The 14,856-nt window shown below is 40.8% G+C and carries 13 protein-coding genes; 6 read left to right on the top strand and 7 right to left on the bottom strand.

Annotation, left to right across the window (positions count from 1 at the left end):
- Nucleotides 1–148: 148 nt before the first annotated feature.
- From B9N65_RS05220 to B9N65_RS05205, 4 genes are read right to left on the bottom strand one after another with little or no spacing between them, the layout of a single operon-like run.
- Entirely contained in the window at nt 149–1,021 is an 873-nt protein-coding gene (locus B9N65_RS05220) for a carbon-nitrogen hydrolase (RefSeq protein ID WP_087583084.1), read from the bottom strand.
- A gap of 1 nt (nt 1,022) precedes the next feature.
- Complete coding sequence (locus B9N65_RS05215; protein ID WP_087583083.1) at nt 1,023–1,949, bottom strand: cation diffusion facilitator family transporter; 927 nt, start codon at nt 1,947–1,949, stop codon at nt 1,023–1,025.
- Between the two features lie 2 nt (nt 1,950–1,951).
- The gene (locus tag B9N65_RS05210) at nt 1,952–2,920 is read right to left on the bottom strand and encodes an agmatine deiminase family protein (RefSeq protein ID WP_087583082.1); all 969 of its coding nucleotides are present in this window, start codon (nt 2,918–2,920) and stop codon (nt 1,952–1,954) included.
- Nucleotides 2,917–3,162 carry a CBU_0592 family membrane protein gene (locus B9N65_RS05205; RefSeq protein ID WP_002940350.1) on the bottom strand — a complete coding sequence of 82 codons (246 nt, stop codon included), beginning with the start codon at nt 3,160–3,162 and terminating at the stop codon, nt 2,917–2,919. The genes B9N65_RS05210 and B9N65_RS05205 overlap by 4 nt, the downstream gene beginning before the upstream one ends.
- A 109-nt stretch (nt 3,163–3,271) precedes the next feature.
- Between B9N65_RS05205 and B9N65_RS05200 the strand changes: the two genes are divergently transcribed.
- The 4 genes from B9N65_RS05200 (at nt 3,272) to B9N65_RS05185 (ending at nt 6,267) form a co-directional block, all read left to right on the top strand.
- Nucleotides 3,272–3,925 carry an amino acid ABC transporter permease gene (locus B9N65_RS05200; protein WP_021085233.1) on the top strand — a complete coding sequence of 218 codons (654 nt, stop codon included), beginning with the start codon at nt 3,272–3,274 and terminating at the stop codon, nt 3,923–3,925.
- Nucleotides 3,912–4,580 carry an amino acid ABC transporter permease gene (locus tag B9N65_RS05195; RefSeq protein WP_087583081.1) on the top strand — a complete coding sequence of 223 codons (669 nt, stop codon included), beginning with the start codon at nt 3,912–3,914 and terminating at the stop codon, nt 4,578–4,580. The genes B9N65_RS05200 and B9N65_RS05195 overlap by 14 nt, the downstream gene beginning before the upstream one ends.
- Before the next feature lies 1 nt (nt 4,581).
- A complete protein-coding gene (locus B9N65_RS05190; protein ID WP_087583080.1) occupies nt 4,582–5,319 on the top strand; it encodes an amino acid ABC transporter ATP-binding protein in 738 nt (245 codons plus the stop codon).
- A gap of 90 nt (nt 5,320–5,409) precedes the next feature.
- The gene (locus B9N65_RS05185) at nt 5,410–6,267 is read left to right on the top strand and encodes a cysteine ABC transporter substrate-binding protein (RefSeq protein WP_009293645.1); all 858 of its coding nucleotides are present in this window, start codon (nt 5,410–5,412) and stop codon (nt 6,265–6,267) included.
- A 446-nt stretch (nt 6,268–6,713) separates the two neighbouring features.
- Here the strand turns inward: B9N65_RS05185 and B9N65_RS05180 are convergent, their stop codons facing one another.
- The 3 genes from B9N65_RS05180 to groES form a co-directional block, all read right to left on the bottom strand.
- On the bottom strand, nt 6,714–8,081 hold the full coding sequence (locus B9N65_RS05180) for a phosphomannomutase/phosphoglucomutase (protein ID WP_087583079.1): 1,368 nt from the start codon (nt 8,079–8,081) through the stop codon (nt 6,714–6,716).
- 130 nt (nt 8,082–8,211) lie between these two features.
- Nucleotides 8,212–9,846: a chaperonin GroEL gene (gene groL / locus B9N65_RS05175; protein ID WP_002940160.1), complete on the bottom strand. Its 1,635-nt coding sequence runs from the start codon at nt 9,844–9,846 to the stop codon at nt 8,212–8,214.
- Nucleotides 9,847–9,863: 17 nt separating this feature from the next.
- The gene (groES, locus tag B9N65_RS05170) at nt 9,864–10,124 is read right to left on the bottom strand and encodes a co-chaperone GroES (protein WP_009293641.1); all 261 of its coding nucleotides are present in this window, start codon (nt 10,122–10,124) and stop codon (nt 9,864–9,866) included.
- Nucleotides 10,125–10,292: 168 nt separating this feature from the next.
- On the opposite strand from groES, the gene B9N65_RS05165 reads away from it, so the two are divergent.
- Both B9N65_RS05165 and B9N65_RS05160 read left to right on the top strand, forming a co-directional pair.
- Nucleotides 10,293–12,836: a tryptophanyl-tRNA synthetase gene (locus tag B9N65_RS05165; protein ID WP_087583078.1), complete on the top strand. Its 2,544-nt coding sequence runs from the start codon at nt 10,293–10,295 to the stop codon at nt 12,834–12,836.
- Nucleotides 12,837–13,997 carry an MFS transporter gene (locus tag B9N65_RS05160; RefSeq protein WP_087583077.1) on the top strand — a complete coding sequence of 387 codons (1,161 nt, stop codon included), beginning with the start codon at nt 12,837–12,839 and terminating at the stop codon, nt 13,995–13,997.
- Nucleotides 13,998–14,856 lie beyond the last annotated feature (859 nt).

The raw sequence follows: 14,856 nt of genomic DNA, 5'->3' as shown, positions 1-14,856 counted from the left end.
TTTTTGATATGATATTTTTATGCCATTTTGGTAAAGTTGCAACTATTCTACACAATCAAGGCTTAAAAAAATATTTTCTTAAGAATAAATTTATATTTCTTTTACGAGCATTCTAAAATTTAAGAGCTAGAAATTCTAGCTCTTAAATTTAGTCGATAAACCTCTTTGTGATATTTGCGTAGGCATCGATCCTGCGGTCTCTTAAAAATGGCCAAATTCTGCGCACTTCTTCGCTTCTTTTCATATCTATCTCAACGATCTTGCAAAGCTCATCTGTACTATTTGCACGGAAAAGCTGCTCGCCTTGTGGCCCGAAAACAAAGCTATTTCCCCAAAATTTTATCCCATCCATCACGCCGCTATCATCTTTTTCAAAGCCCACGCGATTTACTGCAACAACTGGCAGGCCATTTGCCACGCTGTGACCTCTTTGCACCGCCACCCACGCCTCAAGCTGTCTTGACTTTTCATCCTCGCTATCGCCCTCAAACCAGCCAATAGCCGTTGGATAGATGAGAATTTTCGCCCCTTTTAGTGCCATTAGCCTCGCTGCCTCTGGATACCACTGATCCCAACACACCAAAACACCAAGCTTACCAAGGCTAGTCTCAACTGGCTCAAAGCCAATGTCGCCAGGCGTGAAGTAAAATTTCTCGTAAAATCCAGGGTCATCAGGGATGTGCATTTTTCGGTATTTGCCAGCCACACTGCCGTCACGCTCGAAGACAAAGGCGGTGTTGTGATAAAGTCCGTCAGCCCTCTTTTCAAAGAGTGAAGTGACTAAAACTACGCCGTTTTCTTTAGCCACCCTGCCCCAAAAAGCGACATCTTCTTGCCAGTCGTTTGCGTGATCAAAGAAATTTGTATCCTCGCTTTGGCAAAAGTATTGCGTCTGGTGTAGCTCTTGGCACACAACTAGATCAGCGCCACCTTTTTTTGCCTCAGCTATTAGCTCAAGCGTCTTTGTGATGGTCGCCTCTTTTGTGCCTTTAAATTCTTGTTGAAGTAGTGCTACTTTCATCTCATCTCCCTTCTTTGTCGTTATATGGGTCTAAATGCGTGGTTATCTGCCACGAAAATTCCTTAAATTTCTCTCTTATCTCAGCTTCAAGCGATTCGGCCACTTCGTGCGCGTCATAAAGCGAGATATCTTTGTCAAAAACTAAATGCATCGTTAAAAATATGGTATTTGCGCTCTGCCTTGTGTTTAGATAGTGAAAGTCTGAAATCCTCTTCTTTGCCTTTATCATCTTGATGATCTCAGCTGTGACCTCAGGGCTTGCTGCGTGATCTAGCAAGACACCAAGGGCGTCTTTGCCAAGGCTTATGGCGCTTTGAGCGATGTAGCCACTTATCACGATACCAAAGATCGCATCTATCATCACAAATCCGCTAAATTTAATGATAAGCAGCGAGATGATGACTGCTAGGTTGCTAAAAAGGTCGATCTTATAGTGCAGTGCGTCTGCTTTTATGATAAGGTTGCCACTTTTTTTAGAAATTTGGTTTAAAAATAGCACCAAACATAGCGTCACTATGACCGAAAAGACCATCACACCAAGGCTTAAGCCAAGGTCTATCTCTAAATTTGGCTCGCTAAATTTCTTAACGCTCTCATAAAATATATATCCAGCAGCCACAACGATGATGACGCACTCAAATAGCGCTGCTAACGCCTCTAGCTTTGTGTAGCCAAAGTTAAATCTCTCATCGGCTTGCTTTCTTGACTTTCTAAGCGCAAATAAATTTAAAAGCGAAACGATAAAATCAAGCATTGAATCAATCGCCGAGCCAAGCACAGCGACCGAGCCGCTAAAAAGTCCTGCTGCAAATTTCACAAGTGCGAGCAAAAAGGCGCAAGCCCCTGCTGCGATGACGGCCTTATTTTCGCCCTGCGTGCACTCCTGCTTATTTATGCGGTTAAACTCATAATCAAACGGACTTCCCAAGTTTAGGCCCTCTTGTATCTATTTTGGCTTGAGCAGTGAAGCGAGCCATTTTGACGGACAAAAACTAGCGAATTTACACCGATGACCTTTCTATCTGGCAGTGCCTTGGCTAGTAAATTTAGCACCTTTTCATCGTTTTCGTCGTTATATGTTGGCACGATTAGCGCACCATTTATAAAGATAAAATTTGCATAGGTGCAGCCAAGCCTTTTGCCCTCATAAAATTTAGGCTTAGGAAGTGGCAGAGCAAGTAGCTTAAAGCCAGTTTTTTTAAGCTCATCCTCCATCCTTTTTAGCTCATCAAAGTGCTCATCGCTCTCATCATCGCAAGCTGCGTAAGCTATCGTATCAGGCGTGATAAAGCGCGCTAAAGTGTCGATGTGACTATCTGTGTCATCGCCTTTTATAAAGCCATTTTCAAGCCATATGATACGCTTTAAGCCAAATAAATTTTTTAGTTTTTCTTCGATCTGCTCTTTGCTAAGAGAGGAATTTCTATTTTCATTTAGCAGACATTTTGAAGTGGTTAAAAGCACTCCGTCTCCGTTAAATTCAACACTTCCGCCCTCTAGTATCATATCAACTGGCTCAAGCTTGGTTTTGTAAATTTTAGCTAGCTCTAAATTTATAGCATCATCTTTTGAGCTCTTAAATTTACCGCCCCAAGCGTTAAATTTAAAGTCGTAACTTTTTACGCCGTCTTTAGTGCAAACATCGATCATACCGTAGTCTCTGATCCAAGTATCGTCAGTATCGAGCTTAACAAACTCAACATTTTTAAATTTCTTAAATCTATCAAAATTTGCCTCATCAGGGCAGATGAGCACCACCTTTTCAAAAGGCGTAACAGCAGCCACAAGCTCCTCATAGCCCGCCAAAATCTCCTCTAAATAAGGCTCCCAGTCGCTCTTACTATGTGGCAGCGATAAAAACAAAAGCTCCTGCTCTTCCCACTCTGCATACGCTCTCACGCTCTCTCCTTGTAAATTTTATAAATTCCATAAATCGTAATGATTATCCAAAAGACCTCTATCAAAAATGAGCCGAGGTTAAAGTGCACAAAAAGCGAGATTATAAGTAGCACCGCACCTGCTAAATTTATTATCTGATAGGCTAGATCGTGGCTATTTAGACGGCCGATCTGGAGTAAAAAGTAGCCCATCACGATGCAAATCATCCCTAAAAAACCGATGATCTGAAAAAGATCGATCAAATTTTATCCTTTTTGTAAGCTTAAATTTAAAGCGTGATCATATCTAATTAGTTTTAAATTTATGATTATGGGATAAAATAACTCCATTTTTCAGATTGGATTAAAGTTTATGGATTTTGAGTTTATTGAGAAATTTTACCCCCTTTTTGTAAAGGCTGGCGTGCTTACGATCGAAATTGCCTTTTTGGGGATCGTTTTTTCTATTTTGATAGGCATTTTTTGCATGGCTGTGAAATTTTACAAGCTAAAATTTCTCTCAAAACTAGTTGATTGCTACGTTGAGCTTTCAAGAAACACGCCGCTTCTTATCCAGCTCTTCTTTTTATACTACGGCTTGCCAAAGCTTGGAGTGTCGATGAGCGGCTTTGCCTGTGCGGTCGCTGGGCTTAGCTTTCTTGGTGGCAGCTACATGAGCGAGAGCTTTAGACTTGGCTTTGAGGCGGTTAGAAGGTCGCAGATAGAAGCAGGCCTTAGTATCGCACTTAGTAAAAATCAGCTCCTAAGATATGTCATCTTGCCACAAGCCTTTAGCGTGGCACTTCCGAGCATCAGCGCAAACGTCATATTTTTACTAAAAGAGACAAGCATCGTTAGTATCGTAGCGCTTGCTGATCTAGTCTATGTCGCAAAGGATCTCATCGGACTTTACTACAAAACAGATGAGGCGCTTTTTATGCTGGTTATTAGCTATCTTGTCATCATCTTGCCAGTCTCGCTGGCGCTTAGCTACGTCGAAAAAAGGGTGAGAAATGCAAGGAGTTAGTATATTATTTGATACACAAAATTTACTAAGACTGCTTGAAGGTCTTGTCGTAAGCACTGAAATTTCATTTATCTCGATCATCATCTCCGTAGTCGGTGGCCTCATACTTGGCGTTTTGATGAGTATGAAAAACAAATTAATCTATCTTATTTTAAAAATTTGCCTAGAGATCGTTCGTATCATGCCTCAGATCGTCTGGTTATTTTTATTTTACTTTGGCGTTAGCAAGGCTTTTGGGCTGCATATCTCGGCATTTACCGCCTCGCTCATCGTCTTTAGCCTTTGGGGCGTTTTTGAGATGATGGATATCGTGCGAGGGGCGATCACCTCGATACCAAAGCACCAGTTTGAGTCAGCCGCCTCGCTAGGACTTAGCAAATTTCAAATTTACTTTTATGTCATCATCCCACTTGCTACTAGAAGGCTGGTGCCTGGAGCTGTAAATTTACTAAGCCGTATGATAAAAACGACCTCTATCGTCGTGCTAATCGGCGTTGTAGAGGTGGTCAAAGTCGGTCAGCAGATCATCGAGCGAAATGTATTTACAAATCCTATGGCGCCATTTTGGATATACACGCTCATATTCTTTTTATATTTTGCGATCTGCTATCCAGTCTCAAAACTATCGAAAAAATTAGAAGAAAAATGGAGCTAAAATGAGCGAAAATATCTTAGAACTTAAAAATTTAAACAAATTTTATGGAGAGCTTCACGCCTTAAAGGATATAAATTTAGAGGTAAAAAGTGGCGAAGTGGTCGTGCTTCTTGGACCATCAGGCTGTGGCAAGAGCACAACACTTAGATGCATAAACGGCCTTGAGAGCATAGCAAGCGGCGAGATAGTCATAGACGGCGAAGTGATAGATGCTAAATTTAAAGAGTGGCAAAGGATCCGCCAAAAGGTCGGCATGGTCTTTCAAAGCTACGAGCTATTTGACCATATGAACGTCATAGACAACGTCCTTCTTGGACCTTTAAAGGTGCAAAAAAGAGATAGAACCGAGGCTGAAAAAACGGCTGATATGTGGCTAAGCAAGGTTGGGCTACTTGATAAGAAATTTGCCTATCCAAAGGAGCTAAGCGGCGGTCAAAAGCAGCGCATAGCAATAGTAAGAAGCCTTTGTTTAAACCCTGAGATCATGCTATTTGACGAGGTTACTGCCGCACTTGATCCAGAGATCGTTAGAGAAGTGCTTGATGTGATACTAAATTTAGCTAAAGATGGCATGACGATGCTAATAGTCACCCACGAGATGAGCTTTGCAAGAGCGGTTGCAAATAAGATCGTATTTATGGACGCTGGAGCGATCGTGGAGATAAGCGAGCCAGAGGAGTTTTTTACTAATCCAAAGAGCGAGCGAGCGAAGAAATTTCTAAATTTATTCTCATTTTAGAAAAAATAAGAGATAATTTGCCGTTTTTCAAAATGCGTTTAGAGCGAGATTTGACCGCTCTTATTTACTAAATTTTTCAAAGGAGAAAGAGTGAGAAAATTTAAATTTTTCTTATTAGCATTAGTCGCTACCGTCTTTCTAACGGGTTGTGGTGATGACAAAGGTGCGGACAAAGCAGCCGCTTCAAACCAAGCTGATACGATCGCAAAGATCAAAGAGCGTGGATATATAAGGATAGGCGTTTTTAGCGATAAACCGCCATTTGGCTACGTCGATAAAGACGGCAAAAACCAAGGCTATGACATCTACTTTGCAAAACGCATCGCAAAAGACTTGCTTGGCGATGAGAGCAAGGTAAAATTTGAGCTAGTCGAGGCTGCTGGCAGGGTCGAAGTGCTCACAGCTGACAAGGTCGATATCACGCTTGCAAATTTCACAAAGACGCCTGAGCGCGCGCAAGTTGTTGATTTTGCGCTTCCATATATGAAGGTCTCACTTGGCATCGTTAGCCCTGAGGGCGCTGTGATAAAGAGCGTTGATGAGCTAAAAGATAAAACTTTAATCGTTAATAAAGGCACAACAGCAGACGCATTTTTTACGAAAAATTATCCTGATATCAAGCTTTTAAAGTATGATCAAAACACCGAAACTTTCGCAGCTTTGGTTGATAAAAGAGGTGCGGCTCTAGCGCATGATAACGCCCTACTTTTTGCCTGGGCGAAAGAGACTCCTGGCTTTGTCGTTGGCGTTGAGGCGCTTGGCGATGTGGATGTGATAGCTCCAGCTGTCAAAAAAGGCAACAAAGCCTTGCTTGAGTGGCTAAACAACGAGATAATTGAGCTTGGAAAAGAAAATTTCTTCCACAAAGACTATGACGCAACGCTAAAACCGATCTATGGCGACAGCGTAAATCCTGAATCTCTAGTCGTCGAAGGCGGCAAACTCTAAATTTAATGGCGTAATCTTTACGCCATCTCTCTTTTTTAAATTTAACAAATCTATTCGTGATGTTTTTGGCAGCAGATGGTATTTTAATAAAATCCATGACAGCGGTTTTGCAATTCTTGGTAGCAAGCTATTAGGTAAGCTTTACGATAAAGTTTCTAAATTTTTTGTCAGTAAGTGGGACTGCTTTAAAATCTATAATGAGCAGATATTTTGCATACCTGAGCGCTAAACGAGCAAGGTAAGCTTATAGTAATGAACTCTTTTTGAAAAACACCGATACCGATAGGCTATTTGTTGATTTTAAATTCTATATATTTGATAAATTTAATACTACGAAGCATGTATGCAGAGAAAATTCGCAAGAAAGAAAACCTTAGTTTTTAAATATTTAAATAAAATTTTAAAAAGCATTTTGGAGTAAATTTAACCCAAAATGCTTTTATTGGCTACATTAAGCTCTTTAGCAAATTTGTCACTTTTTGCTCGATCTCTTCTAAGAATTCCTTGCTTTTAGCTTCAAATCTAGTAACGATAACTGGCGTTGTATTTGACGCACGCACCAGCGCCCAGCCATTTTTAAACTGAATTCTGATACCATCAATGTCGATGATATTTTTTATCTTTGGCAGGTCGCAACCCTCGTTTTTCACGCACTCTTTTAGCTTAGCAACTATCTTAAATTTAGCCTCGTCAGTCGTCTTTATCTTGATCTCATCGGTGCTAAAGACAAGCGGCATCTTATCAAGCTCGCCGTCAAGATCAAAGCCCTTATGAACTAGCTCAAGCACCCTCATCATCGCATAAAGCGCATCGTCAAAGCCAAAATAGCGTTCTTTAAAGAAGATATGACCGCTCACTTCAGCCGCAAGATCTACGTTTAGCTCTTTCATCATTTTTTTTATATTACTATGTCCAGTTTTTCCCATGAAGACTTCGCCGATCTTGGCGATCTCATCATACATATTTTGTGAGCATTTTACCTCGCCAAGCACCTTTGGATGTTTCATATTTAGCGCATAAAGATATGCTAGCTCATCGCCTTTTATATCTCTTTTTGGCGTTATAACTGCAATCCTGTCGCCATCTCCGTCAAAGCCAAATCCAAGGTCAAATTCTTTCTTTTCAATGAGCGAAAATATCTCTTTTAAATTCTCTTTTTCGCTTGGGTCTGGGTGGTGATTTGGGAAATTTCCGTCTGGATCTTCATATAAAATTTTTGCATTTAGTCCAAGTGCTTTGACGATAGGCACCAAGCTCACGCCAACAGCACCATTTGCGCAGTCGATGACAAAAGGCTTTTTGAAATTTTTAAGCTCACTAAATTCTTTTACAAAAAACTCAACGTATTTTTCTAAGATATTAAATTTCTCACAGCTCTCATCGTCTGCTATTTGCTCACTAGAGGCGATTATCTCATTCACCTTATCTTTTAAAATTTGCAGATCTTTGCCAAAAAAACTATCTTTTTTGATAGTGATCTTAAAGCCGTTATAATCTTTTGGGTTGTGAGAGCCCGTGATCATGATGTTTGCATCAAAATAATCAGCATAAACGCTAAAGTAGCCAACAGGAGTTGGCAGCAAGCCGATGTTATAAATTTTAAAGCCACCAGCCTTGTTTAGACCGCTTAGCAGATACCTAAAAAGCGTGCTAGCACTTAGCCTTGCGTCAAAACCAACGCTTAAAGTTTTCACGCCAAATTCGTTAAATTTCTTACCCAAAGCAAGCCCTATAGCCTTGACACTGTCCTCTGTCAAGTCTTTTTCAAAAATGCCGCGGATGTCGTATTCTCTAAAAATTTCATCATATTTCATTGTAAATTCTCCCTAAAAGAATGCAAAAATGATACAAGAATAAATTTAAAAAGGAGTAAATAATTTTATAAATTTAGTGAGGTTAAAATTTAAATTCGAGCTAGAAAAGGCTCTAGCTCGAAAAGGGCTGCTACATCATGCCGCCCATACCACCCATTCCGCCCATGTCAGGCATTGCAGGCATTGCTTTTTCTTCTTTTATCTCGCTGATAGTTGCTTCAGTTGTTAGTAGCAAGCTAGCCACGCTAACAGCGTTTTGAAGCGCAACTCTCTCAACTTTAACTGGATCGATGATGCCAGCTTCAAACATATTTACATATTCGCCAGTTGCAGCGTTAAAGCCAAAATTTGCATCTTTACTTGTCTCAACTGCATTTGCTACTACGCCTGCGTCAAAGCCAGCGTTCTCAGCGATTTGGCGAAGTGGAGCACGAAGCGCTCTTCTAACGATCTCAGCACCGATTGCCTCATCGCCTTGTAAATTTAAATTTACACTCTTTGAAGCGAGGATAAGAGCTGAACCGCCACCTACTACGATGCCCTCTTCAACAGCTGCACGAGTAGCGCTTAGAGCATCATCTACGCGGTCTTTTTTCTCTTTCATCTCAGTCTCAGTCGCAGCACCTACTTTGATAACTGCCACGCCGCCGCTTAGTTTTGCAAGGCGCTCTTGAAGTTTTTCTTTGTCGTAGTCGCTTGTAGTCTCAGCTATTTGAGCTTTTATTTGAGTTATTCTAGCATCGATCGCTGACTTCTCGCCTGCACCATTTACGATAGTTGTGTTATCTTTGTCGATAACTACGCTTGAAGCTTGTCCAAGGTCGTTTATAGTAGCGCTCTCTAGTGTCCTGCCTAGCTCTTCGCTGATGACTTCACCGCCTGTTAAGATAGCGATATCTTCAAGCATCGCTTTTCTTCTGTCGCCAAAGCCAGGAGCTTTTACAGCTGAGATGTTTAACACGCCACGAAGTTTATTTACAACAAGCGTTGCAAGCGCCTCGCCTTCGATATCTTCAGCGATGATTAGAAGTGGTTTGCCACTCTTTTGTACTTGCTCAAGCACTGGAAGCAGATCTTTTAAATTTGTGATCTTTTTGTCAAATAGTAATATAAATGGATTGCTTAGCTCAACTTGCATCTTTTCAGGGTTTGTGATGAAGTATGGGCTTAGATATCCGCGGTCAAACTGCATACCCTCAACAACGCTTAGCTCATCTTGGATAGACTTTGCCTCTTCTACTGTTATGACGCCATCTTTGCCGACTTTTTCCATCGCATCAGCGATAAGTTTGCCGATACTCTCGTCTGAGTTAGCAGAGATAGTAGCGATCTGTGCGATCTCTTTTGAGCCAGAAACTTTTTTAGAGATGTTTTTTAATGCATCTATAAGAGCTGCTACTTCTTTATCCATGCCGCGTTTTACTTCGATAGGATTTGCGCCAGCAGTTACGTTTCTAAGACCCTCTTTAAATATCGCATGAGCTAGCACAGTCGCTGTTGTAGTGCCATCACCCGCTTGGTCGTTTGTTTTGCTTGCTACTTCTCTAACTAGGCTTGCACCCATGTTTTCGATAGTATCTTTTAGCTCAACTTCTTTAGCCACGCTAACGCCGTCTTTTGTGATGTTTGGAGCGCCAAAGCTCTTTTGGATAAGGACATTTCTGCCTCTTGGTCCCATTGTCACTTTTACAGCGTCATTTAGTTTTTTTACGCCCTCATATAGGCGGTTTCTTGCATCATCAGAGTAAAAAATTTCTTTTGCCATTGTCTTTCCTTTTTAAATTATTTAATCACGCCTAAAATATCGTCGATGTTTAAAACAAGATATGTTTTATCATCTAAATTAACCTCAGTGCCAGCGTATTTAGCAAATACTACTTTTTCGCCAACTTTTACGCCCTCAGCTTCAGCGCCAACTGCTTTTACCTCGCCGCTTAAAGGTTTTTCTTTTGCGTTATCAGGTATAATTATGCCCGAAGCTGTCGTCTTTGTCTCTTCTACGCGTTCGACTAGGACACGCTTGCCTAATGGTTGAAAGTTCATTGTTCATCCTTTTAGTTTAATTGTCTTTTTTAGCACTCTTTATTTTTGAGTGATGAAATCCTAGCATTTTTTTCTGAAAAAGTCAATAATTTATAGTGAATTTTATTAAAAACTTTAGTCTAAGTGACTAAAGTTTTATGATATGTAAAACTAATATAAAGGAATTTTATGAAAAAAGTAGCCTACATAGTAACGGCTTTGGTGCTGATAATCCTTTGCGTTTTTGGCTTTATCTTTAGCTCTTTTGGCAATAAATTTATAGCCAGTAAAATAGAAAAAGAGGCGCTAGCTCGTGGTATCGATGTCAAATTTAAAGACTTTAACCTTGGGCTTAGCACCTTAAATTTAGAAGCGACCGTGATGGATGCCATAAATTTAAAGGCAAATGGCGATCTATCCTTGCTTGCTCAAAGTATGAGCTTAAACATAGATATAAATGCCAACAAGGCAAAGGCTAGCGAGCTTGGGCTAAAAAAGGACGTCGCTCTTAAAGCAAATGTGGCTGGCAAATTTAGCGACTTCAAGCTAACGGCAACTGGCACGGCGCTTGGATCAAATATAAATTTAAACGCAAATTTAAAAGATTACCTGCCAAAAGCTCTAAATCTTGACGCTAAAAACATCGAACTTTCTGAGATATCAGCTCTTGCCAAAAAGCCAAATTTAGCTAGCGGCAAGCTTGATTTAACGAGCAATATGCAAGGAGTTGATGAGAAAAATGAACCCATCATAAACGCTCAAATTTTAGCTAGCGATGCAGCGATAAACAAAGAAATTCTTAAAAATGAATTTGGGCTAAATTTAGCAAAAGATATAAGCTTTAAAGGCGGCGTAAATGCTAAATTTGCAAATGAAAAAGTGAGCGCAAAAACCATCATCATCGCACCTGAAGCCACTTTAAAAGCAAATGAGACGATCTATGATCTAGCTAGCAAAAATTTAAAGAGCGACTTTTCGCTAAATGTGCCTGATCTTGCCCTTTTTGGCAAGCTCTTAGGCGAGCAACTAAGTGGCGCTGTGGATGCAAACGGCGAAATTACAATGCAAGAAAATGCCCTTCAAAACCTAAAAGCTGAGATAAATGGGCTTGGCGGCAAGATAAATGCAAATTTTGATAGCAAAAACTTAGCCCTAAATGCAACTAGCATCAAGCTAAAAGAGCTTCTAGCGCTTGCTTTGCAGCCTAGCTACGCAGACGGGCAGATAAATTTAAACGCAAATTTTAGCGGCTTTAATGAGCTAAAAAAGCTTGCAGGCGAGACTAAATTTGAGATAAAAAATGGCCTTATAAATAATGGTCTTGCAAAGCTTAAAAATGCGGCTAAATTTGAGCTAAAAGGCGGCGCCACAGCAAAAGGTGAGCTTGTAAATTTTGACGCAAACGTGCTTAGCGACCTTGGCGAGTTAAAGGATGTAAAGGGCGTTTATGACCTAAAAAACAACCAAATTTTTAGCAAATTTGCCCTGCTCATTAGCGACCCTGAGAAATTTAAAGCGGTTAGTGGCTTTGAGGTGGGCTCAAAGATGGCGCTTGCTGGCAATGTGAAGCTCAAGGCTAGCAAGATAAATGAGCTAAATTTAGGCGGCGATGCCTTTGCTGGCAAGCTAAACGCCACCATAAAAAATGAAAATCTTGATCTTAACCTAAAAGAGGCGCAGCTTGGAGAAATTTTAGCCATAAGTGGCAACGATAGGCTGGTAAATGCCAAGGCAAATATCCAGGCAAAGGGGCAAAATATCTTTGATAAAAGCCCAAGTATCACTACTGAGATCGCTTTAAATGATGGCAAATTTAACGCCGCAGCGCTTAGCAAAATGCTTGATAAAAAATTCCCCCAAAATGAGAAATTTAGCTCAAATTTGAGCCTAGACTATAAAGGCAACGTAGCAAAATTTAGTGGCGACTTTCTTAGCTCGCTTGCTGATATAAAGGGCATAGACGGCAGCTTTGACGTAGGCAAAAGCACGCTAAGCTTAAAGCTTCAAGCGGTAGTTTCAGAGCTAAATAGGCTTGCATTTTTAGCTGGTCGCGAGCTTCACGGTAAATTTGCAGCCCTCGTAACAGCAAATGGCAAAGTAGATGATCTAAGCGTAAAAGTCACCTCTGATGATCTATTTAAGGGCAAACTGGAGGCAAACTACAAAGGTGGCGCGCTTGATGCGGTGCTAAAAAACTTTGAAGTCAAGGGGCTAACGCAGACTTTGGGGCTAGATCATCTTTATGATGGCAACGGCGATGCTAAATTTGACTACGAGACGAAGCAAAGGGTGGGTAAATTTGACATCTTGCTAAAAGAGGGTCACCTAGCCAGCACAAATCTCACAAACAACATAAAAATATTCACCGGCAAGGACATCACAAAAGAATTTTACAAAGACGGCAAAATTTATGGCGATATAAAGGGCGACAACGTCGTTTTTAACGTAAATTTAAGCTCTCCAAAGAGCGATATAAAGGTTGCAAACGGCACTTACAATACCGCGACAAAAATGCTTAACGCGCCACTTGTTTGCAGGCTAGAAAAGACTGACCTAAACGTGCAAATTTCAGGCACGACAGACAAGCTAAAATATGACGTCAGATCGCAATATCTCGAAAATAAGGTCAAAAAAGAGATAGGTAGATTTTTAGATAAAAAGCTCGGCAAAGATGATGAAAGCACAAACGGCGAAAAGCAAAATTTAAAGGGACTTTTAAAAGGGCTATTTTAGATGAAAAAGGCGGAAAATTTAAAGTATCTAATGGGGCTTGGGCACTTTTGTAGCGACATAAACCAAAGTGCGCTTGGCGCGATGTTACCCTTTTTCATCGCGAGCTACCACTACGACTACGCTACGGCCGCCTCGCTCGTGACCACCACAAATTTAGCAAGCTCGCTCATCCAACCGCTGATAGGCCGCCTAAGCGACAAAAGGGAGCTTCCCTACGTCATCCCGCTTGGGCTACTTTTGGCAGGCGGGGGCATGAGCCTAACTGGCTTTGTCACAAACTACTACCTCATCTTGGTTTGCGTGATGATAAGCGGTATCGGCGCCGCGCTCTTTCACCCAAGCGCCGCAAGGATCGTAAACTACGCATCAAACGCCAAAAATAGAGCCAAAAGCATAAGTATATTTTCATTTGGCGGAAACGCGGGCTTTGCCGTTGGGCCTATTTTGGTCGCTGTTTTTGTGGGAAATTTTGGCCTAAAAGGGACGCTAGTCTTTATAATCCCTCAAATTTTGCTAACACTTTTATACCTTAAAAAGGGCAAATTTATAAAAGCACTCGAAGGCAATCACAAAAAGCAAATTTCACAAAAAACAAGTGCTCTAAAAGACGATCTGGGCGCGTTTTTAAGGCTTTGTTTGTGTATATTTTCACGCTCTATCGTCGCATTTGGCTTTACGGCATTTTTTAGCATCTACCTCATCAAAATTTTTGGCCTTAGCAAAGAGGCTGCAAATGTAAATTTAAGCCTCTTTTTTGCTGCAGGTGCGATCTCTACGCTATTTGGTGGAGCTCTAGCTGATAGATACGGACTAGTTAAGCTCATCAAAATAAGCCTAAGTATCGCCGCGCCATTAGTCGTGCTAATGCTCTTTATCGACAGCTACGCGCTATTTCTCGTGGCCTCTATGTGCGTGAGTGCCTGCATCAGCCTATCTTTTAGCCCCTCAATCGCCCTTGCACAGCTTTATCTGCCAAATCAAATCGGCCTAGCCTCTGGCGTAACGCTTGGGCTTAGCATCACGATCGGCGGTATATTTGCGACGGTCATCGGCAAGATCGCTGACATATTTAGCCTAACGCACTCGTTTTACTTTATCGCCGCAGTTTCGCTTATCTGCGCGGTTTCTAGCTACTTTTTAAAGCCAGTTAGCAAGATATAAATTTACAAAAATAGCTTGCTAACAGCGTATAGCACAGCCTTACCATCATCTCTGATGCTGTGAGCGACCTCGCCACCTCTTTTTGATGCCTCAAATGCTGCGGCTTTTACCAAGCTCTTTTGCCCAAAATGGTACCAGATGGCAGTGCCCCGAGCCGTAAATTTTATTTTTTGGGCTTTAAATTTTGTTGAGCAGGCGAAATTTGATACGAGCTGAAATTTAGACAAAACTTGTCAAAGAGAATAAGTTTTTTTGCTTCTCTATAAAAGCAAAGCTAAATTTAAAAATCCAAAAGAGCCAAACCATGGCATTTGGTAGCAGTATTTTGCAGTAGTTTTATTTTTAAATTTAACAACAAAGCATCGAGGCAAAGTATCTTGTGATGATTTTAAATGTTTTGCTTCGTAAGCTCGCAACTGCAAGCAGAAACGAAGAAATTTTTGACCGAAGATAGAACATATAAGTTCAACTCGAAAAATTTAAACTACCAAGACAAGAATTTTTGTTTTTGCTTCGCAAGCTTGAAACGAGATTTCATTACAAGGAGCTAAGCCACAGATTTTGGGCGGCAGTATTTTGTGATAGATTTAAATGTTGCGCGGTTTAAAATTTGCGCAGACCAGACACATAAAAATTTGAATTTGGCTACTGAAATATCAAGGCAAAGTATCTTGTGATGATTTTAAATGTTACGAAGAAATTTTCGACCGAAGATAAAACAAATAAATTTAAGACATCAAGACAAGAAAATTTTTGTTTCAGACAAGGCGGATGAGCAAAAACGAGGGAGCGTATATACGATACGTGACCGAAGTTTGAAGCGATATCCAACGCAGTATAAAACAAAAAGGGCTTGTCT

Origin of the sequence: Campylobacter concisus (assembly GCF_002165815.1) — a bacterium.
GTDB classification, from domain to species: Bacteria; Campylobacterota; Campylobacteria; order Campylobacterales; family Campylobacteraceae; genus Campylobacter_A; species Campylobacter_A concisus_BH.
This window is presented reverse-complemented; position numbering and strand designations above follow the sequence as displayed.

Coding starts and splice junctions, on each gene's coding strand:
- B9N65_RS05220 (WP_087583084.1), bottom strand. CDS start 1,021: ATGAAAGTAGCACTACTTCAACAAGAATTTAAAGGCACAAAAGAGGCG.
- B9N65_RS05200 (WP_021085233.1), top strand. CDS start 3,272: ATGGATTTTGAGTTTATTGAGAAATTTTACCCCCTTTTTGTAAAGGCT.
- B9N65_RS05195 (WP_087583081.1), top strand. CDS start 3,912: ATGCAAGGAGTTAGTATATTATTTGATACACAAAATTTACTAAGACTG.
- B9N65_RS05190 (WP_087583080.1), top strand. CDS start 4,582: ATGAGCGAAAATATCTTAGAACTTAAAAATTTAAACAAATTTTATGGA.
- B9N65_RS05180 (WP_087583079.1), bottom strand. CDS start 8,081: ATGAAATATGATGAAATTTTTAGAGAATACGACATCCGCGGCATTTTT.
- groL (WP_002940160.1), bottom strand. CDS start 9,846: ATGGCAAAAGAAATTTTTTACTCTGATGATGCAAGAAACCGCCTATAT.
- groES (WP_009293641.1), bottom strand. CDS start 10,124: ATGAACTTTCAACCATTAGGCAAGCGTGTCCTAGTCGAACGCGTAGAA.
- B9N65_RS05165 (WP_087583078.1), top strand. CDS start 10,293: ATGAAAAAAGTAGCCTACATAGTAACGGCTTTGGTGCTGATAATCCTT.
- B9N65_RS05160 (WP_087583077.1), top strand. CDS start 12,837: ATGAAAAAGGCGGAAAATTTAAAGTATCTAATGGGGCTTGGGCACTTT.